General features: G+C 71.6%; 15 protein-coding genes. 4 read left to right on the forward strand and 11 right to left on the reverse strand.

The window, feature by feature from the left end; translation table 11 throughout:
• The first annotated feature begins 37 nt into the window (after window positions 1-37).
• The gene (locus AB0H64_RS06415) at window positions 38-1,435 is read left to right on the forward strand and encodes a PLP-dependent aminotransferase family protein (RefSeq protein WP_357620728.1); all 1,398 of its coding nucleotides are present in this window, start codon (window positions 38-40) and stop codon (window positions 1,433-1,435) included.
• Between the two features lie 50 nt (window positions 1,436-1,485).
• On the opposite strand, the gene AB0H64_RS06420 is transcribed toward AB0H64_RS06415, so the two are convergent.
• Window positions 1,486-2,607, reverse strand: coding sequence for a DegT/DnrJ/EryC1/StrS family aminotransferase (locus AB0H64_RS06420; RefSeq protein WP_357620730.1), 1,122 nt, complete (start codon window positions 2,605-2,607; stop codon window positions 1,486-1,488).
• Window positions 2,604-3,686 (reverse strand): GNAT family N-acetyltransferase, encoded by a 1,083-nt coding sequence (locus AB0H64_RS06425; RefSeq protein WP_357620732.1) that lies wholly within the window; start codon window positions 3,684-3,686, stop codon window positions 2,604-2,606. Before AB0H64_RS06425 ends, AB0H64_RS06420 begins: the two co-directional genes overlap by 4 nt.
• 159 nt (window positions 3,687-3,845) lie before the next feature.
• Between AB0H64_RS06425 and AB0H64_RS06430 the strand changes: the two genes are divergently transcribed.
• From AB0H64_RS06430 to AB0H64_RS06440, 3 genes are all read left to right on the forward strand, one after another.
• A complete protein-coding gene (locus tag AB0H64_RS06430; RefSeq protein ID WP_357620734.1) occupies window positions 3,846-4,874 on the forward strand; it encodes a phosphotransferase family protein in 1,029 nt (342 codons plus the stop codon).
• Window positions 4,871-5,617, forward strand: a complete 747-nt coding sequence (locus AB0H64_RS06435) for an SDR family oxidoreductase (protein ID WP_357620736.1) — start codon at window positions 4,871-4,873, stop codon at window positions 5,615-5,617. The genes AB0H64_RS06430 and AB0H64_RS06435 overlap by 4 nt, the downstream gene beginning before the upstream one ends.
• Window positions 5,618-5,783: 166 nt before the next feature.
• Window positions 5,784-7,100, forward strand: coding sequence for a xylan 1,4-beta-xylosidase (locus tag AB0H64_RS06440; protein ID WP_357620738.1), 1,317 nt, complete (start codon window positions 5,784-5,786; stop codon window positions 7,098-7,100).
• Here AB0H64_RS06440 and AB0H64_RS06445 read toward each other — a convergent pair.
• The 9 genes from AB0H64_RS06445 to AB0H64_RS06485 all read right to left on the reverse strand — a co-directional run bounded on the left by AB0H64_RS06445 (window position 7,091) and on the right by AB0H64_RS06485 (window position 18,963).
• A complete protein-coding gene (locus AB0H64_RS06445) occupies window positions 7,091-8,326 on the reverse strand; it encodes a DUF418 domain-containing protein (protein ID WP_357620740.1) in 1,236 nt (411 codons plus the stop codon). The genes AB0H64_RS06440 and AB0H64_RS06445 overlap by 10 nt on opposite strands.
• Window positions 8,327-8,368: 42 nt before the next feature.
• Window positions 8,369-11,416 carry a hypothetical protein gene (locus AB0H64_RS06450; protein ID WP_357620742.1) on the reverse strand — a complete coding sequence of 1,016 codons (3,048 nt, stop codon included), beginning with the start codon at window positions 11,414-11,416 and terminating at the stop codon, window positions 8,369-8,371.
• Between the two features lie 32 nt (window positions 11,417-11,448).
• Entirely contained in the window at window positions 11,449-12,765 is a 1,317-nt protein-coding gene (locus AB0H64_RS06455; protein ID WP_357620745.1) for a hypothetical protein, read from the reverse strand.
• The gene (locus tag AB0H64_RS06460; protein ID WP_357620748.1) at window positions 12,758-13,555 is read right to left on the reverse strand and encodes a polysaccharide deacetylase family protein; all 798 of its coding nucleotides are present in this window, start codon (window positions 13,553-13,555) and stop codon (window positions 12,758-12,760) included. Before AB0H64_RS06460 ends, AB0H64_RS06455 begins: the two co-directional genes overlap by 8 nt.
• The gene (locus tag AB0H64_RS06465; RefSeq protein WP_357620750.1) at window positions 13,552-14,499 is read right to left on the reverse strand and encodes a glycosyltransferase family 2 protein; all 948 of its coding nucleotides are present in this window, start codon (window positions 14,497-14,499) and stop codon (window positions 13,552-13,554) included. The genes AB0H64_RS06460 and AB0H64_RS06465 overlap by 4 nt, the downstream gene beginning before the upstream one ends.
• A gap of 17 nt (window positions 14,500-14,516) precedes the next feature.
• The gene (locus tag AB0H64_RS06470) at window positions 14,517-15,350 is read right to left on the reverse strand and encodes a glycosyltransferase family 2 protein (RefSeq protein WP_357620752.1); all 834 of its coding nucleotides are present in this window, start codon (window positions 15,348-15,350) and stop codon (window positions 14,517-14,519) included.
• A gap of 196 nt (window positions 15,351-15,546) precedes the next feature.
• The gene (locus tag AB0H64_RS06475; protein ID WP_357620754.1) at window positions 15,547-16,674 is read right to left on the reverse strand and encodes a GNAT family N-acetyltransferase; all 1,128 of its coding nucleotides are present in this window, start codon (window positions 16,672-16,674) and stop codon (window positions 15,547-15,549) included.
• Window positions 16,671-17,039: a hypothetical protein gene (locus AB0H64_RS06480; RefSeq protein WP_357620756.1), complete on the reverse strand. Its 369-nt coding sequence runs from the start codon at window positions 17,037-17,039 to the stop codon at window positions 16,671-16,673. The genes AB0H64_RS06475 and AB0H64_RS06480 overlap by 4 nt, the downstream gene beginning before the upstream one ends.
• A 295-nt stretch (window positions 17,040-17,334) precedes the next feature.
• Window positions 17,335-18,963 (reverse strand): sigma-70 family RNA polymerase sigma factor, encoded by a 1,629-nt coding sequence (locus AB0H64_RS06485; RefSeq protein WP_357620758.1) that lies wholly within the window; start codon window positions 18,961-18,963, stop codon window positions 17,335-17,337.
• Window positions 18,964-19,005: the final 42 nt, after the last annotated feature.

A 19,005-nucleotide genomic window follows, 5' to 3' on the forward strand; every position in this document is an offset into this window, starting at 1 on the left:
TAGGGCCACTATTCCCGCCTTCCCGGAGACCACTTCCGTGCGCAGCCTGCTCGACCTGCCCGTCTCTCTGGAGCGGCACTCGCCCGTGCCGCTCTCGTCGCAGCTCGCCGGTTGGCTGCGCCGGGCCATGCTGGCGGGCGCGCTCGCGCCGGGGGAGCGGCTGCCGTCCTCGCGCGGGCTGGCCGCGCAGCTCGGGGTGAGCCGCACGGTCGTCACGGAGGCGTACCAGCAGCTGTACGCGGAGGGCTGGCTGGAGGGCAGGCACGGGTCCGGCACCTTCGTGGCCGCCCTGGAGGAGGCCGCCGACCGGACCGGCCCCCCGCCGTCCGCTCCGGCCCCCGTCCGTACGCCCGTCCCCGCGGTGAGTCCCCGTCCGTCCGAGGGGGTCGACCTGAGGCCCGGCAGGCCGTGGGTGCGCGACCACGACGACGCCGCCTGGAAGCGCGCCTGGCGCAAGGCCGCCGACCTGCCGCCCGGCGACTCGCCCGACCCGTACGGCCTGCCGCGCCTGCGCGAGCTGCTGGCCGGGCACCTGAGACGGGCCAGGGCCGTGGCCGTCGGGCCGGAGAACATCCTCGTCACCCGCGGCACCGGCAACGGCCTCGACCTGTGCGCGCTCGCCCTGCTCGGCGCCGGTACCCGCGCGGGCGTGGAGGACCCGGGCTACCACGTGGCGCGCACCGTGTTCGCGGCGCGGGGCGCCGAGGTCGTGCCCTGCCCGGTGGACGAGGACGGCGTGGTCGTGGACGGCCTGCCCGGCGACCTCCGCCTCCTGTACACCACGCCCGCCCACCAGTACCCCCTGGGCGGCCGGCTGCCGATCCCGCGCCGTGAGCGGCTGCTGGCCTGGGCGCGGCGCAGCGGCGCGATGATCGTGGAGGACGACTACGACGCCGAGTTCCGCTACGACGTGGGCCCCCTGCCCGCCCTGTACGGACTGGACCCGGCGCGCGTGGTGCTGCTCGGCACCCTGTCGAAGACGCTGGCGCCGGACGTCGGCGTGGGCTGGCTGGTGGGCCCGCCGGAGCTGGTGGACCGGATCGCCGCTCTCCGCCTGGCGGTGGCCGACCGCACCAGCGGCCCGGTTCAGCAGGCCGTTGCCACCCTGCTCGAACGCGGTGATCTCGACCGCCACCTGCGCCGGATGCGCCTGGAGTACGCCCGCCGCCGGGCCGCCGTGGTCGAGATCCTGGGCCCGGTCTGCCGGCTGCGCGGGGACACGGCGGGGCTGCACGTGCTGGCCGAGCTGCCCCACGACACCATCGGGCGCGTGGTGGAGCGCGCCGCCGAGCGGGGTGTCCTGCTGGACGTGTCCGAGCGGCACTGGCACACGCCGGGCGCGCCGCTCGGGCTGGTGATCGGGTACGGCTCGGCGTCCCTGCCGGACGTGCGCCGCGCCTGCCGCGTCCTGGCCGAGCTCATCGGCACGAGCTGATCCGTACGAGCCGATCAGCGGCCGGACGGGCCGGGGCCAGGGGCCAGGGCTCAGACGGGCGGCGGAGGGGCCGGGGCCAGGTGGCGCACGACCGGCAGCGCCCGGGTCGCGTAGACCGGGTCCACCGGCAGCACGTGCCGTGCCCACCAGCGGGCCACCTCAGGGTACGGCGACGGCTCGGTGAAGCCGGGCGCGTAGTCGTCGTAGGGCGGGTCGTACAGGTAGCCCACCGCCACCCCGTGCCGTTCGAGCTCGGCGATGGCCGCGTCGCGGTCGCGCACCAGCAGCGGCACCCGGAACAGCGGCTGGTCGAGGTGGTCGCGCACGCCCTCGGCGACCGTGGGCAGCTCGGCCAGCATCCGCACCCCGGAGATCCGCCGCTCCCGCTCGGCGGCCACCCCGGCCAGGCGGGCCTCCTGGTAACGCCGGGCGATCCGTCCCTTGCGCACCCGGTAGTCGTGCAGGTCGGCACGCACCCACGGGTCGAACGGCGCCAGCTCGGGCACGTGCTTCATGGTGCGGGCCAGCTCGTCGCCGCGCAGCTCGATGCGGTAGCCGAGGCGCTCCTCCTGCAGCCCGAGCAGGCGGGCGAGCCGGAGGGCCGGGCGGACGAGGTCGAGACGGAGGGCGGCGCGCCGGGCCGCGGAGGTGGTCACGGCGAACAGCTCCGCCCGCCAGGAGCCCGGCTCCAGGACGAGGTCGCGGGCCTGTTCGAGGGCGCGTAAGTCGTCCTCGCCTTCCACGGCCAGCACGCCGCCGGACCCGGCGCCGCAGTGCTTGGACAGGCTGTAGACGCCGGCCTGGCCGAAGGTGCCGAGCGGGCGCCCGCCGACGGACGTCTCCAGCGCGTGGGCGAGGTCCTCGATGAGGATCTTGCCGGCGAAGGCGCCGACCCGGTCCGGCAGGCCGTACATGTTGGTGGTGAGGACCGCGTCGACGGTGGACAGGTCGACGCGGCCGGTGTCGATGTTGCCGTCGCGCGGTGACAGGGGCGCCATGACCGGCCGCAGGCCGGCGGCGATCACCAGGAACAGGATCTCGTCGGCGGAGACCGGCGACATGAGCAGCCGCTGCCCGGGCACGCACCAGTGGCGCAGCGCGAGGTAGAGGCCGAGACGGTTGGAGGGCAGCAGGAGGCAGTGGCGTCCGGTCCGCTCCGCGAGCAGCCTCACGACTGGATGGCCGTGCGCAGCCGGCCGAAGGTCTTGAGGACCCGGTCGGCCGTGCGGTGCAGGACGGGGTTGGCGAGGACCGTGGCGCGGGTCTTGCGCGCGGGCACGCGCATCAGCCAGTGGACACCGGCCCGGGGCCCGGTCGTGGCGACGCGGCCCTCGGCGACCCGGAACTCGCCGTTCTTCAGCTTGTCCTTGTACTCCTTCTGGCCGCGTCCCATGTCGATGACCTCGACGCCGGACGCCGCCGCCTGCTCGGCCATGGCCAGGTGGTGGATGAGGCCGGGGGAGTACTTGGCGTAGGCGGTGTCGTAGGCGGGGAACCAGCCGACGAGCGTGGTGCGGGTGCGCAGGCCGAAGTGCCCGGCGATCGGCACGCCGCCGGCGTAGACCATGTCCAGCACCCCCGCGAACTGGTCGGTGCGGGTGGCGTGGAGCCGCTCGACCAGCTCGACGATCCACCGGTGCGCGAACCGGTCGGTGCGGCCGGTGCGGCGGTACTGCTCCGCCTTCCAGCCGATCAGGGTGTGCAGCGGCTCGACGTCGGTGATCGCGTAGTCGTGGCGGACCTCTCCGGCCTCGCGTTCGAGCTTGCGCTCCTTGGCGAGGGTGGACTTGTACGTCTTGCCGGAGTGCTCGCGCAGGAACGCGAGGTAGTTCTCATGGCCGTCGCGCAGGTCGATGATGGGCGACGGGTGGCTCTCGTGCCGGGCGGCCAGCATGGGCTGCTCGGAGACCAGGTGGTCGAACTCGTAGACGGACAGCCCGCACAACCGGAGCAGCCGGTGCGGGTCGATCTCGACGTCCTTGGCGTGGACCAGGCCCTGCGCGTCGGTCAGCCCCGCGGCGACCGGTTTGCCGATGCCGAGCGGATGTCGCTCGAACGGGAAGAACCCCACGATGTCGGCGCCGTCGTAGATGACCGCGACGCGCACCACGTCGCGCAGCTCGCCGACGGCGATCGTGAACTCCGGCGACAGGAAGGGGTTGTCGAACCCCGCGTGCGCCTCCTGGAGCGCTCGCCACCGGCTCAGCTCCGGTGCGCCCAGGTCACGGGGGTGGGCAAGTGAGACGCGCATGGGCTCCTACTGGCGATATGCCGTGTGCTGACGAGCGTGGAGGGTACACCGTGCAAGGGACAGGTTAACTGTTGCTACCAGTAGTCATTCACGCAGGTCCGGAACGTTACACAACTCTAAGCTGGCATTCAGAACCGAGTGGCGTTCTAATGTGTGTCCATGACGGTCCCCGGAATCGACCTGCCCCGCCTGAGCGCGTGGATGGCGGACCACGTGCCTGACACGGGCGAGCCGCTCTCAGTGTCGCTGATCTCGGGGGGCAGGTCCAATCTGACCTACCTCGTCGAGGGCCGCGACCGTCGCGTGGTGCTGCGCCGCCCGCCGCTGGGCCACGTGCTGCCGACGGCGCACGACATGCGGCGGGAGTGGCGGGTGATCTCGGCCCTGGCCTCGACGCCCGTCCCCGTGCCCGAGCCGGTCGCGTTCTGCGCCGACGAGGACGTCATCGGCGCGCCGTTCTACCTGATGGGGCACGTGGAGGGCGCGGCCGTGCGCACCAAGGAGGAGCTCGGCGAGCCCGAGCCGGAGCACGCGCGGCGGCTGTCGGAGCGGCTGGCCGAGGTGCTGGCCGCCATCCACGCCGTCGACTACCGCGAGGTGGGCCTCGACGGCTTCGGCCGTCCCGACGGCTACCTGGCCAGGCAGCTCGACCGCTGGTGCCAGCAGTGGGAGCGCTCGAAGACCGCCGAGCTGCCCGAGTACGACCGGCTGGTGACCCGGCTGCGCGACCGGCTGCCGCCCGCGTCGGCGGGCACGCTCGTCCACGGCGACTACCGGCTCGACAACACGCTCGTCCGGCTCGCGCCCGAGCCCGAGATCATGGCCGTGGTCGACTGGGAGATGTCCACGCTCGGCGACCCGCTGGCCGACCTCGGGCTGACGCTGACCTACTGGCAGGACCCGGGTGACGAGGAGCGCGCCGCGATCCCGGTGGCCGGTGACGTGACGCTGGCGCCCGGCTTCCTGAGCACGGCGGAGTTCGCGGCGCACTACGCCAAGGCGTCCGGCCGGGACATCCCGGACCTCGGCTTCTACGTCGCCTTCGGCAACTTCAAGCTGGCGGTCATCGTGGAGGGTATCCACGCCCGGTTCCGCCAGGGTAAGACCGTGGGGGAGGGGTTCGAGGAGATCGGATCCGCGGTGCCCGTCCTCATCGCCCGCGCCCACCGCATGCTGGAGCCGTCATGAGCACTGTCGCGTTGATCACCGGAGCGGCGAGCGGCATCGGAGCCGCGGTCGCGCGGCGGCTGTCCGCCGGCGGGGCCAGGTGCGTCCTCGTCGACCTCGACGGGGAGGGCGCCGAGCGGCTCGCCAAGGAGACCGGCGGGGTCGCGCTCGCCGCCGACGTCAGCACCGAGCAGGCGAGCCTCGACGCCGTCGCGCTCGCCGAGCAGCGGTACGGCAGGCTGGACGTGGTCCACCTCAACGCGGGTGTCGTCACCGGGATCGACCTCGGGGCGTTCGACGCGGCGCGCTACCGCGCGGCGCTCGGCGTCAACGTGGACGGCGTCGTCTTCGGCGTCGCGGCCGCCCTGCCGCTGCTCAGGCGCTCGGGAGGCGGCGCGATCGTGGTGACCTCCTCGCTCGCGGGCCTCGTCGGCTACGACGGCGACCCGATCTACACGATGACCAAGCACGCCGTGGTCGGCCTCGTCCGGGCGCTCGCGACGCCCCTCGCCGCCGACGGCGTCCGCATCAGCGCCGTGTGCCCCGGCTTCACCGACACCCCTCTGGTGGCCCAGGAGCGGGAGACCTTCCTGAACGCCGGCTTCCCGCTGCTCACCGCCGAGGACGTGGCCGCGGCGGTCGAGAGCGCCTGCTACGCCGATCCCGGCACGTTGCTCGTCGTGCAGCCCGGCCGGCAACCGGTGCCGTACCGTTATGCGGGCGTCCCCGGTCCGGCGGGCGGCGAGCGCCCGCCCGCGCTCTGATCCGGCGGCAAGTAGCCTGCAAGTGGCATAGATACGGTTATAGGCACGGATGCTGTGGCATCCGGGGCCCGTGCACGCGTGAGGGGTGGAGGTTCCCGTGATTCCCAGCGATGGTCGGCATGCCCGCAGGCGGTCGCCGTGGCCACTCGCCGTGGGAGCGGGCATCGTGGCGGTCCTGCTCGTCGCGGGGATCATGGTGTACGCGGGGACGCGCAACTCGCGCGACGGGTACAAGGGCGGCGAGGTGGCCGAGATCGGCCCGTCGCAGCCCGCGCCCACCCTGGAGCCGCCGCCGAAGCTGGACAACTGGCCGCGCTGGGGCGTCACCCACACCCAGTACAGCGCCGACACCGCGCCCCGCCCCGTCACCGAGCAGGCCAAGGGCATCCTGGGCCGGGTCCCGCTGCTGCAGAACCAGCACATCATGGGCTGGGGCGTGGGCAACCCCGAGCCGCGCCCCGGCCAGTACGACCTCGCCCAGCTCGACCGGCGGATGAAGTTCATCTCCTCCTCGCGGGGGACGCCGGTCATCACGCTGTGCTGCGCGCCCGACTGGATGAAGGGCGGCCAGGCCGGCCGTACCGACTGGAGCAAGAACCACACGGTCGCGCCCAAGCGCGAGCACTTCGACGACTACGCGAAGCTCGCCGCCAGGATCGCCCGGCAGTACCCGACGGTGAAGCACTTCATGGTCTGGAACGAGTTCAAGGGCTTCTGGGACCCCACGACCAACCGGTGGGACGCCGAGAGCTACACCGAGATGTACAACAAGGTCTACGACGCGCTCAAGCGCGTCGACGGCGACATCCAGGTGGGCGGCCCCTACGTGCCGGTCGAGACCAGCGCCGACCCCGGCCCCTCCGAGCTGAGCGGGCCGTGGGGCACGGTCGACCAGCGCGCCCTCGACGCGATCGAGTACTGGATCCAGCACAAGAAGGGCGCCGACTTCATCGTGGTCGACGGCGCGTCCATGACCAACGAGAAGGGCAACGTCCCCGACGACTTCGCCGCGCAGGCCAAGTTCGGCGCGATCACCTCGTGGCTGCGCAAGAAGAGCAACGACATGCCCGTCTGGTGGGCGGAGTGGTACAACGAGCCGGAGAACTCCGGCTGGAGCGAGGACAAGCGCACCGCCGTGCAGGCCGCCACGATGATGGAGTTCGCGCGCGGCGGCGTCACGACGGCCCTCTACTGGAACCCGCAGCAGAAGGGCGGCGTCCGCCAGTGCCCCGGCTGCGTGTGGGACGCCGACGGTCGGGAGATGCCCATGGCCGGGCTGCTCAGCGGCTTCACCCGCTGGTTCCCCGCCGGGGTGGCGCTGGAGCAGGTCCAGTCGTCCGACGCGCGGGTCAAGGTCCTGGCGCAGGCCCAGCAGGTCGTCATGGTCAACAGCGCCGCCACCGAGGTCATCGCCACCGTGGACGGCAAGCAGGTGACGCTCAAGCCGTACGAGATCAGGTGGAGCGGCCGCGGTCAGGGCTGAGCGGGGCTCGGCGCGGCCGGGGCGGCCCCGGCGGTCCTTCCTCCCGGCCGGCTCCAGTACGTCAGGTAGCGCAGCAGCCACTCCACCGGGCCGTACCTGTGCCCGCGCAGCCACCACCGGCTGTAGACCACCTGCGCCGCGAAGATGACCAGCGCCATCAGCACCTCCACGGGCGGGCTGACCCGGTCCACCAGCGCCAGGCCGTACCCGGTGAAGATGAGGCCGCAGATCAGCGACTGGGCGAGGTAGTTGCTCAGCGCCATGCGGCCGGGTGCCGCCAGCGCGCTCGCCAGGCGCGGCACGTGCGGCAGCACGCGCAGGAACGTGGCGGCGTAGGCGGCGGCCAGCAGCGGCGCGGTGACCAGGTCCAGCGCCTCACCGAGGAACTTGTGCACCGAGCCGTTCCAGGCCGACATCGTGTAGACGGTGGCGCCGGCGAGGCCGACCGTGAAGCCGGTCCACTGCAGCCGCCGCAGCGCCCTCGTGTGCGCGGACGGGTCGCGCAGCAGCCCCAGCTTGCCGATCGCCAGGCCGATCAGCGCGGCGGCGAGCACGGCCGGCCCCTGGAAGAGCAGGCGCAGCACGACGATCAGCGACAGCTTGCGCACGTGCTCGGAGACGATGTCGACGGCGGAGCCGGCCAGCGACTGGTCCGACTTGACGGCCTCGGCGACGCCGTGGGACACCGTGCCCGCCGTGTCGAGGCCCAGCGCCGCCAGCCCGGCCAGGAACACGAAGCCCAGCGCGAGCAGGCTGGTCAGCACGACCGCCAGCATGACCGCGTTCTTCGGCGACAGCTTGCGCAGCAGCAGCAGCGCGAGCCCCACCCCGGCGTACGTGGTGAGGATGTCGCCCGGGAACAGCAGTACGGCGTGCACGAGCCCGATCACGAAGAGCCCCGCCACCCGCCGCAGGAACATCGGCGTGAACGGCATGCGCCGGCGCACCGCGGAGTCCAGTTGCAGCGTGAAGCTGTAGCCGAACAGGAAGGAGAACAGCAGGTAGAACTTGTTCTCCAGGAGGAGTGTCACGCTCCAGCGCACGCCCCAGTCGAGCGAGGAGTGGAACGCGGGCTCCGCCATCCCGGCCATCCGGTAACCGGAGGCCAGGAAGGCGATGTTGACCAGGAGGATGCCGAGCAGCGAGAAGCCGCGCAGGGCGTCGACCGAGGTGATCCGTGATGCCCGCGCGCCCTGCATGGCGCCGTCTGTCCGTTGTGCCGTCATCACGGATCATCATCCCGCATAACCTGAGAGGTTCCTGTGAGTTCAGTTATTTAGCGCGATGTAGATGAAGCGTTCGGCTATGACCCCGACCGCGACGACGAAGGCCGGGATCGCGACGAACAGCAGCCGCTTGCGCGCCCTGGGCGCCCGCTTGGGCCCCTGGAGCCGGATCACCTCGTAGGCGAACAGAGACACCCACGTCAGCGCCAACGCCGCGATGCCGACGGGCGTCCACGGCGAGGTGGGGTCGCCCCGGCCCTTGTACGGCTGGGGATCGGGGATCTCCGTGCCCCTGACGAACTTCTTCAGCGTGTAGAGCGCGGCGTCCTCGTTGGAGTACACCTTCTTCAGCTCGGGCGAGGCGTCGAGCGCCGCCCGGAACTTCTCGCCCCAGCCCTCGGGGAACCCCTCGTTGAGCTGGAGGTAGCTGATCTGGCCCCGCGTCACCGCCAGGAACGTGTTACGGGAGCTCTCCTTGAGCTTCTTCAGCGCGCCGGTGATGTTCGTGGGGTCCTTGTAGACCCGGGCCTGACCGTTGAAGTTCACCAGCTCCACGTCCTTCTCGCCCCACGGCATCGTGGGCGTGACCTCCGGGCCCTCCTTCGGCACCAGGTAGAGCACGCGGGCGCTCGGCTTGTCGTGCTCGTACACGTAGTGCATGGCCGCGACCTCGCCGCTGGTCACCCGCTCGAACTTCTCGTTGCCGTAGCGGGCGACGAGGAAGGCCATCGCGAACAGCACCGCGAAGAACGCCGCGAGCAGCACCGACAGCTTCCGGGTCAGCTCGGGGTTGAAGCGGACGTTCCGCCTGCGGATCGGCACGGTCTCCTCGCGCACGTCCGCGCTGTCGGCCGGCAGGTTCGGGAAGAACGCGTACGCGGCCAGCAGGCAGGCGCCGGGCAGCGCGAACATGTAGATGCGCAGCCCGATCTCACCGCCGTAGCTCTGCAGCCCCAGCGCCAGCACGGGCACGCACAGCAGGATCAGCGCGGCCCGGTCGAACACCCCCCGGCGCACCCGGCGCAGCAGACCGGCGGCGGCCAGCGAGAGGATCACGACGAGGATGCCGAGCCGGGCCTTCAGCACCATGGCGTGCGCCGGGTCGCTGCCCGCGATGCGATCGCCGGTGTTGCGCTGGAGGTTGTCGAAGATCTTGCCCAGGCCGCCGAAGATCGCGTCGATCTGGCCGGCCCAGAAGCCGACGGCCTCGTAGCTGATCCAGGCCAGCACGACCAGGCCCAGGGAGAACGGCAGCGCCCAGGTCAGCGACGTCCGCTTGAAGATCAGGAACGCGGTGACCACGCCGAGCATCATGAACGGCGTGATCTGGTGCGAGGCCGTCGCGGCGAAGAACAGCGCGAGCAGCAGCGTCAGCATGAGCAGCTTGTCGGCGCGGAAGGTGCCGGTGTTGGCGATCTCGCCTGGTGTCATCGCGTCGAGCCGGCCCACCCACTTGCGCCAGCCCTTCTCCGGTACCGGCTTGGTGCGCGGCTCCACCCGCCCGAACCAGCGCAGCAGGATCGCCACGAAGGCCAGATACAGGGCGAACGTGAAGCCTTGTGGCGAGAAGTAGTCCTGGCCGATCCACTGCACGAGGATGAACAGCAGCGCAGCGAACCAGCGCGCCCGCGTGGTCGCCGCCACCTGGCGCAGGATGAGCACGAACGGCAGCAGGTAGAGCAGGTTGGACAGCAGCGGCGTCCACATCAGGATCGGCGTCATGTCCGTGATGCCGGCCGCCTTGGTCACGAACGCGAACAGCGCGAAGAAGCCCGGCCAGCCCATGCGGGCGTCGATGCTGATCGCCGTCTCGCCGGTGCGGCCGATGAAGTCGACGAAGCCCGCGTGGATGTAGGCCGTGGGGAAGCGCGGCTCGGTGGCCACCAGGGCGCCCGCGCCGTGCAGCGCGAACGTGATCGTGGCGATCTGGAACAGCAGCAGGAACTTGCGGTCGGTCGACTGGGCGACCGTGACGAAGAACGCCACCAGCATGATGAGGATGGCGGCGAACGCGCTGGCGGGCAGGGCCGCGATCAGGCCGAGGCCGTTGATGTTGTCGGGGTCCACGCCGCGCAGCGGGCCGGGGGGCACGCGCAGGGCGAGCACGTACAGGATGAGGCCCTCGACGGTGAGCAGGGCGGGCAGCCACTTGGGCGCGCTGCTCATCAGCGCGCTCAGCCGCGCCCCGAGCCCTCCGGCCGCCGCTGCCCCGCCGGTCGCGGCGCGCTGCGGGGCCGGCTTCGGCCGCGCCTCGTCCCGCTCCGGCGTACTCGGCGCGCCCGGTGCACCCGACTTGCTCGGTGCACTCGGCTTGCTCGGTGCGCTTGGCGCGCTCGTGGCGGCCGGTGCGTCGGGGGTGGCCGGCGCGGTGGGGGCCGCGGACGTTGTGGAGGCGGACGGCGCGCTCTGCCGGGGCGCCGCTCTGAACGGCGTGGTGGGCGGCGCGACCGGCGGCTCGGCCTGGTGGTCCTCGGTCTGGTCGTCCTCGGCGGTGCCGTCCTGGGCCGTGCGGTCCTCGGCAGGATGGTCGTCGACGGGACGGTCCTCAGCGGGACGCTCGTCAGCGGGACGGTCCTCGGTGGGACGGTCGCCGGTGGGACGGTCCCCGGTGGTTGGTTTCGCGGGGGAGGACGCGGCGGCACGGGAGGCGGCCGTGACGTCGGGGACCGTGGGCGGGCCGCCCACGCGGAAGGCCACGGGCAGCCGGATCGCCGTGGTCGTGTCCGCGTCGGCCGCGTCATCGTCGTCTTCCCGGTCCGCGTCCGCGTCCGCGTCCCCGTCGTCAGCGTCCTGGGCGTCCTGGGCGCCATGGATGTCCCGGGTGTCCCCGGCGCTCGCGGCGGTGTCCGTGTCCGTGCCGGGAGCCGCGTCCACGGCCTCGTCCGTCTCGGTCTCGGACTCCGCGTCCGGCGCGTCCCCCGACGCTTCTGAGGCGTCCTTTGAGGCGTCCCCCGAGGTGTCGCTGTCGGGGGAGCCCAAGTTGAGCACGATCCGCGGGATGACACCCGTGGCGTCCGGATCGAAGGGCGCGCCCGGCTCCTCCTCCGTCTCGCCGTTGAGCTCGGAGGAGCCTGTGAACCCGGTTGTCATTCCATCGCCGTCCCGTTGCCTCACGCTGACCATCATGAGGCCCCGTGCGACCCCTGGGCGACGCGAGGCTGTCCTGTTTCGCCGGAATTGAGAACTTTACGTAGTTTTCCAAAGATCAAACCGGCCACCAGCAGCTCGCTGAACAGCATGCCGTACCCCACCGCGTTCACATTCGCGAACGGGAAGAGCACCGCGATGGAGACCAGCACGAGCGCGGCCAGTCCGATCTGCACGAGCGCCAGCGCCCGCGCCTCGCTCCGCGCCCGCAGGGAGCTGAGGTAGACCTCGATGAGCACCCGCGGCAGCACGGCCAGCGCCATCAGCCGCAGCAGCGTCGTGCCCTCGGTGGCGAACTCCGACCCGAAGATCATCAGGATCAGCGGCGCGCCCAGCACCGTCACCGCGATGATCGGCGCGATGATCATGAACGCGCGGCGCAGCGCCCGCCGGCAGTTCTCGGCGAGCTGCGCCCGGTCGTAGGAGCCCTCGACGGTCAGCGACACCGCCATGTTCATCGCCAGCAGCTCGATCATGCAGCCCAGGGTGTGGGCCATCGAGAACCGGCCGAACGTGGCCTCGCCCACCTGCGTCGCGACGGCCACCGGCACCAGGTAGACGATCGCCAGGATCGACAGCGTGCCGGGGAAGTCGCCGGCCAGGAACCGCCCGACCTCCCGCAGCCGTGGCGGCGCCGCGACGGAGGCGGAGTCCTTGACGTGCCGGGGGATGACGACCGAGAAGATGAACCAGTTGACCGGGATGAGCGCCAGCGCGGTCGGCACCATCCAGGAGACGAAGATGCCCCCCTCGGGCAGCGCGCCCGCCAGCGCCACCAGCAGGCCCATCTTGACCAGGCCGAAGACGAGGTTGTTGAGCGGCACCCAGGTGGCCTTGCGCAGCCCGGTCAGGACCACGTCCTGGAGCGTGAACACCGCCCAGACCAGCACCGACCCGAGGAAGAACAGCCCCGGGCCGAAGCCGCCCAGCGTGGAGTACGTGCGCCCCCACATCGGCAGCGTCAGCAGGAAGCCGACCGCGGCCACCCCGCCGGTCGCCGCCGCCAGCCCGTAGCCGCGCAGCACCAGCTCGGGCGTGCGGCGGCCGGCCAGCGGCAGGAAGCGCGCCAGCGCGCCCACGAAGCCGAGCGCGGTCAGCGACGCGAACAGCCGCATCGCGGTGATCACGGCCTGCCCGCGGCCGAACTCCTCGGGCGTGTAGTAGTGGGCGGCCAGCAGCCAGTAGCCCATGCCGAGCGTGGCGGTGATCCCGGTGTTGGCCATGAGCGCGTAGCCGTTGCGGAACAGGGGGCTGCGCAGGTCGTGCAGCACCTTCCGCCAGACGCTAGACATTTCCGCGCACCCGCCGCAGGCCGTACCTGGTCCGCCGGACGACCGCGTAGCCCTTGGTGAGGACGCGCTCGCGCAGGTAGATCAGGGGTACGGCGCTGCCCTCGACGGCGCGGCGGAACATGCCCATGGTGGTGTGCCGGCCCACCGTCAGCCGGGGGATGGCCAGCATGTCGTGCCGGTCGGCGGCGATCGCGTTGTTGACGGCGCAGGCGGCGAAGTAGCCGGCCTTGCGCACCTCGCGGCGCACCCGCGCGCTGGAGTAGCCGTAGGGGTAGGCCATGGTGGCGACCGGCGCGCCGATCTTCTCCTCCAGCAGGCCCTTGTTGCGGCGCAGCTCCTGGCGCAGCTCCTCGGTGGGGAGCTGGTCGAGCTGCGGGTGGCTGTGGCTGTGGCCGCCGATCTCGATGCCCGTCTGGGCGATCTCCCGGGCCTGACCCCAGCTCAGCATGTCGTCCAGCGGTCTGCCGGCCGCGTCGGGGCCCGCGTCGGACACCCAGCCGCTGGTCAGGAAGACCGTGGCGGGGAAGCGGTGGCGCTCCAGCAGCGGGAGCGCGTGTGCATGGAAGTCGGCGTAGCCGTCATCGAAGGTGACCACGACTGGTTTGACGGGCATGCCGGTGTTCTTGTTCAGCCTGGCGACCAGATCACCCAAGGTCAGCGGGGTGAACCCGCCCTCCACGAGGTACGCGAGCTGCTCCTCCAGATCGGAGGGGCGTACCGAGTGGGGACGGGTCTCCTCGTTGGGACTGTCGGTCACCGAGTGGTACATGAGGACGGGAACCCTGATCACGAGCGTGCTCCCTTGAGTCGGGCGGACCCGACCACGTACCCCCAGGTGGTCCAGGCCAGGCCGATGACGATCGCGGCGGCGCGGCCGAGACCGCCCACGTCGCCGCGGACCGCCTCGCCCAGCCCGCGCAGCGCGCCGAGGGGCAGCGTCTTCATCGCGTGCGCGCGCTCGCTGGCCAGCCCGTCCTGGGTGCCCACCTCGCGCGTGACCAGCGCCTTCGACAGCCCTTCGGCGTAGCAACGGGACCTGAAGTAGGCGAAGCGCTCACGCTGCGCCGACACCTTGTGCCCGATGACCGCCCGCGGCTCGTACAGCATGACCGAGCCGGGCTTGCGCTGGCTCAGCCTGATGCAGAACTCCGTCTCCTCACAGCCCAGCGGCCTGCTCTTGCGGCCCTGGACACTGCGGCCGATGCCGCTGTGGAAGCCGCCCACCTCGGAGACGACCTCGCGGCGGAAGGCCGCGTTGCCGCCCATCACGTTGCGGATCGGCGCGCGGACCGCCGGCATGCCCCGGTAGGTGCAGCCGACGGTCCAGTCGAACTCGTAGGGGAACCATCGCGGCCTGCGCTGCGATGCCCACAGTGGGTCGGTGCGTCCGCCCACGCCGACGACGGCCGGATCCTGGAAGCCCTCCTCCAAAGCCTCCAGCCAGCCCGGGTCGGCGACCGCGTCGTCGTCGAGGAAGGCGACGATGTCACCGGTGGCCGTGGCCACGCCGGTGTTCTTGCCGCCGGACAGTCCCTGCTCGTGCGAGTTCTCCACCACAATGGCCTGTGGATTCGCCTGCTTGAGCTTCAGGTGCAGGTCCGGGTTGTGGTCGACCACCAGGATCAGCTCGTGCGGCGGGCGGCTCTGCCGCTCGACCGACTCGACGGCCTGCCTGATGTCCTCCCACCGCTCCTCGGTGTAGACGCAGATGACGACAGACGTTCTCACTGTCATCCCTCTTCTTGTGCTGGTCAGGCGACGCCCCGGTCAGCGGCGGGGGCGGCGGCCGGCTTCGGCTGCGGGATCGTGGGCTTGCGGCGCCGCTCACGCAGGATGGTCCTGAGCACGCGCAGGCCGTCGCGGACGGCGTGCAGGTTGCTCTCCCCGTGGATGCGGCAGCGCTCGTGGCTCGGCACCTCGTGCACCTTCAGCCCGGCCTTGGCGGCGCGGACGTTCATCAGGGTCTCCACCTCGAAGCCGTCGCAGTCGAGGTCGAGCACGTCGAGGTGGCGGGCCCAGAAGGCGTTGTAGCCGTAGCAGAGGTCGGTGTACTGGGTGCCGTACATCATGTTGACGAGGCCGGTGAGCACCTTGTTGCCGAACTTGCGGTTGAACGTCAGGTCGTCGCTGCCGCCGCCGGCCGCGTAGCGCGAGCCCTTGACGAAGTCGGCGCCGGTCACCAGCGCGCCGACGAACGAGATGATCTCATGGCCGTCGGTCGAGCCGTCGGCGTCGATCATGACGATGATGTCGCCCGTGCAGGCGGCGAATCCGGCGGCCAGGGCGTCGCCCTTGCCGCGGCCGGTCTGCGTGACGACCTTCACGTTCGGGCGCAGGCGCTTGGCCACCTCGACCGTGTCGTCCACCGAGTTGCCGTCGACGAGCACGATCTCGTCGATCCACTGGGGCAGCGTGGCGAAGACGTGGGGGAGGTTCTCGGCCTCGTTCATCGCGGGGACGACCACGCTGACGGTGGGGGAGATGGCGATGTGCGGTGTGATGGGGGTGAACCGCTCGATGGGTGGCATCGAGCGCAGAGGGGCGATCTGCGCCTTGCCGTTGTGCTTGGTGCTCTCGGGACTCATGGTGAGGTAAATCCTTCCGGGACCCGCCTCCACGCGAGCCTGGGCCGGCCGTTCCCGGGTGCTGGGGGGGAACGGCCGATCCGTGATCGGCGCACGGGGTCCTTGTGGAGTGAGGGTGATGCCTTAGGGTGCTCTGCTGCTGCTCTGCTGCTGGTGCTGGTGCTGGTGCTGTGCCGCTGTGCCGGAGGCGGGGGCGCTAACGCGCTCCCGTGGGCTCCTTGACTACCGCATTGGACTGCTCCTGCTGGATAGAACTGCGAACCCGGCCGAACCCCTTGAGGACACGGTCGGCCGCTCTATAGAGAGACGGCCGATCCATGACGATTGTTCGCGCCTTGTTGAAAGGAGTTCGTCCCATCCAGTGGACGGCCGCCGCGGCCGAGGGCCGGGAGACCCGTCCCTCGGACACGTACAGCTCGCCGCTCTTGAGCCAGTCCTTGTACTCCTTGCCGCCCTTGCCCATGTCGACCATGAGCAGACCGGCCTCGGCCGCCGCCTCGGCCATGCGGAGGTGGTGCACGATGCCCGGCGAGTATCGCGCGAACTCGGTGTCGTAGGCGGGGAACCAGCCGACGAGGGTGGTGGCCGTACGAAGGCCGAAGTGGCCGGCGACCGGCGTCTCGCCCGAGTACAGCATGGTGAGGACGCCGCTGAAGTCGGCGGACCGCTCCGCGTGCATGAGGTCGATCAGCTCGACGATCCAGGGCTGCGCGAACCGGTCGACGCGGCCCGTCCGGCGGTACTGGTCGGACTTCCAGCCGAGCAGGACGCGCAGCACCTCCGGGTCCGCCGAGGCGTACTCGAAGCGCAGCTCACCCTGCTCCCTTCCGAGCTTGCGCTCCTTGTAGCGCACGGTCTTCAGGTTCTTGGGGGAGTTGGTCTTGACCTGCTCAAGCCAGGTGTCGAAGCCCTCGGTGAAGTCCATGACCGGCGCCGGCCGGACGTCGGACTCGTAGGCCGCGAAGGTCGGCTGGCCCGCCACGAGGTGGTCGAAGTCGTAGACGGTCAGCTTGCACGCGCGCAGCAACGCGCGCACGTCCACCTTCAGGCCGGGAACCGAGATCAGACCGTGACAGGTCGTCAGGAAGCCGCCGAGCGGCTTGCCGATGCCGAAGCTGTGGCGCTCGTACGGGAAGAACCCGACGATGCCGGTGCCGTCGTCGAGCACCGCCACCCGCACGTAGTCCCTTAAGCGGTCCATGGCCACGGCGAACTCGACAGACAGGAACGGGTTGTCCAGGCTCGGGTCGGCCTTCTGCAACTCACGCCAGCGGGCTCTCTCGGAGTCTCCGAGCTCGCCCGGGCGGACCACCGTGATCTTCACTTGGTCCCGGCCCCCTGTTCGGTCTGCATGTTCTTCCCCCGGTACAACACGCGAAGCACGTACATGAACCCTCCGAGCACGGCGATCGTCGCCACCCCCGCCCGGGGAGACCAGGCGTCGAACTGGAGCATGGCCTGGGCGAGAAGAACGTTCACCACGAGACTGGCCGCGGCGCCCACCGACAGCGCGGCGAGCGGGTCACGATCTCGCAACAGCCCGACGACGGCGGCTCCGGGGACCACGAGCAGGAACAGCGAGATCAGGAACGGTCGCAGTGGCGTCTCGATGTCGAACAACGCGATCACGGCTCCCGCGACGCACGCGAGTCCGAGCAGCCACGCGAGCGCTCGGCGGTGCTTGATCATTTACCGTTCTCCCGGTCCTGGCTGGGCAAAGGCGCGATTGATCGCATTTCATGGGACCAATCCGTCCATGGACACGTCAATGCCGACGCTTGGTGACGCGCTCCGGTTTACCGGAGGAGCGACTTTTTCCCGTGACGTAGGGCACACGGATCAGTACTCTTCCGGCGCCGGTGCGGTCCCCAAGCACACCAGGATGCCCTATAGATGGCCCGATCTTCGAGTCAGGGCCCGGTTTATCCTAGTTTGTCATTGCCATGGATCTACCAATCCATGCCTTTCGCGGCAGTAACGTCCGTCACTCCAGCCCCGCCGGAGATTCGGCCAGCGCGGTGGTCGCCGACGAGTCGTCCGGAACGTCGTCGGGCGGGTCGTCGGGCGGATTGCCGGGCGGATCGTTCGGCTGTGGCGTGCTCTCGGGCGACCGCGTCGGCCGGCCGGTGGAGGGCGGCTCGGAGACCTGGCTGCGGCCCTCCCAGGACAGCCGGCAGCTCGCGCGCCCGCCGTTCGAGGTGAACGACACCGTGCCGCCGCCCGCCGTGTCCGGGTCGTCCACCGTCACCCAGACCGCCACCGAGCCGCCCGCCCTGATCGACCCGGCCGACGGGAACACCTCCAGCCCCGTCGACGCGCTCGCGTTCCAGACCACGGCGGCGTTGCGGGCACGCAGCCCCACCCTGGCCGACCCGTCCAGGTCGCCGGGGCACACCGCGCTCAGCCGGGCGCCCGCCGCGGGGCGCCGGGTGCGGGTCGTGGCCGGGCGGGTGGTGGCCGCCGTGGCGGCCGGGCGCGGGGTCGCCCGGGACGGACGCGGGTCCGCCGTCGGGGTCGTGTGCGGCGTGGGGTCCCCGGCGTCCTCCGGCCCGTCCTGGAGGCCGTCCGGCTTCGCGGGCTCCGTCTCCGCCCGCCCCGGCGTGGGGCCGGCGCTCGCCCCGGCGTCCTGTGTCGCGGACGGAGCGCCCTGGAACATCGTGCCGCCCGTGGCCGCGTTCGCCACGATCACCGCGCTCGTCGCCGGCAGCACGCACGCGCCCGCGATGACCACCGGCGCCAGCCTGCGCGAGCGCCGCCGGGGGCGGTGGCCGGCCAGGACGGGGAACCCGTCGCGGTCGAAGCTCTCGCCCCTGTCCATGATCAGGGTGCGGGCCTCGCCGCGCTCGGGGGCGAGGCAGGTGGCGATGAACCGGCGGCGCAGCGACAGTGGCGGGAACGCCACGGGAACCTTGTCGAGCAGCCGCTCGCCGGCCACCTTGCCGTGCCGTCCCTCGGTGCACACCTCGCAGCCGCCGATGTGCCTCGACAGCCGGCGCCGCAGCAGCGGGGTCAGCGGTCCCTCCCACGAGTCGAGCATCGCCGACAGGTCGGGGCAGTGGGCGCGTCCCACCCGGGCCAGGACGACGGCCGCCGCGGCGTTCTCCAGGTGGTCGCGGGAGCGCCGCAGCCGTGTGGCTGTCTGGCGCGAGGTCAGGCCGAGCACCGTGCCCGCCTCGGCCGGGGTCAGGCCGTGCCGCAGCGACAGCTCCAGCGTCTCCCGGTCGAGGCGGGCCATCTCGCTCAGCGCGTCGTGGACCAGCGCGGCCAGCTCGGGGTCGTCCGGCTCGTCCACGGACGGCCCCGCGACGCCCTGCACCGGGGCGCCGCTCCGGTGCGCCAGCCGGGCCATCACCTGGACCCTGGTCAGCGCGTACAGCCAGGCGCGCAGCCGCGTCTCGTCCTTGAGCCGGTCCACGCGGCCGTACGCGGTGACCAGCGCGTCGTGCACGGCCCCCGCGGCGCTGTGGCCGTCACCGGTCAGCGAGCAGGCGTAGTCGTGCAGCCGCACGCCGTACGCGTCGTACAGATCGGCCGGAGCGCCGTGGTCGCCGCGCCGCAGCGCGTCCGCCAACCGGTGATCCCCGGCGCGGTCGACAGTCGGCCATCCAGGCACGAATACCCTCCCCGCGGCTCGCGTGTGACCCCCACGCGCCTA

Origin of the sequence: Nonomuraea sp. NPDC050733, from assembly GCF_040654215.1 — a bacterium.
GTDB lineage: Bacteria > Actinomycetota > Actinomycetes > Streptosporangiales > Streptosporangiaceae > Nonomuraea.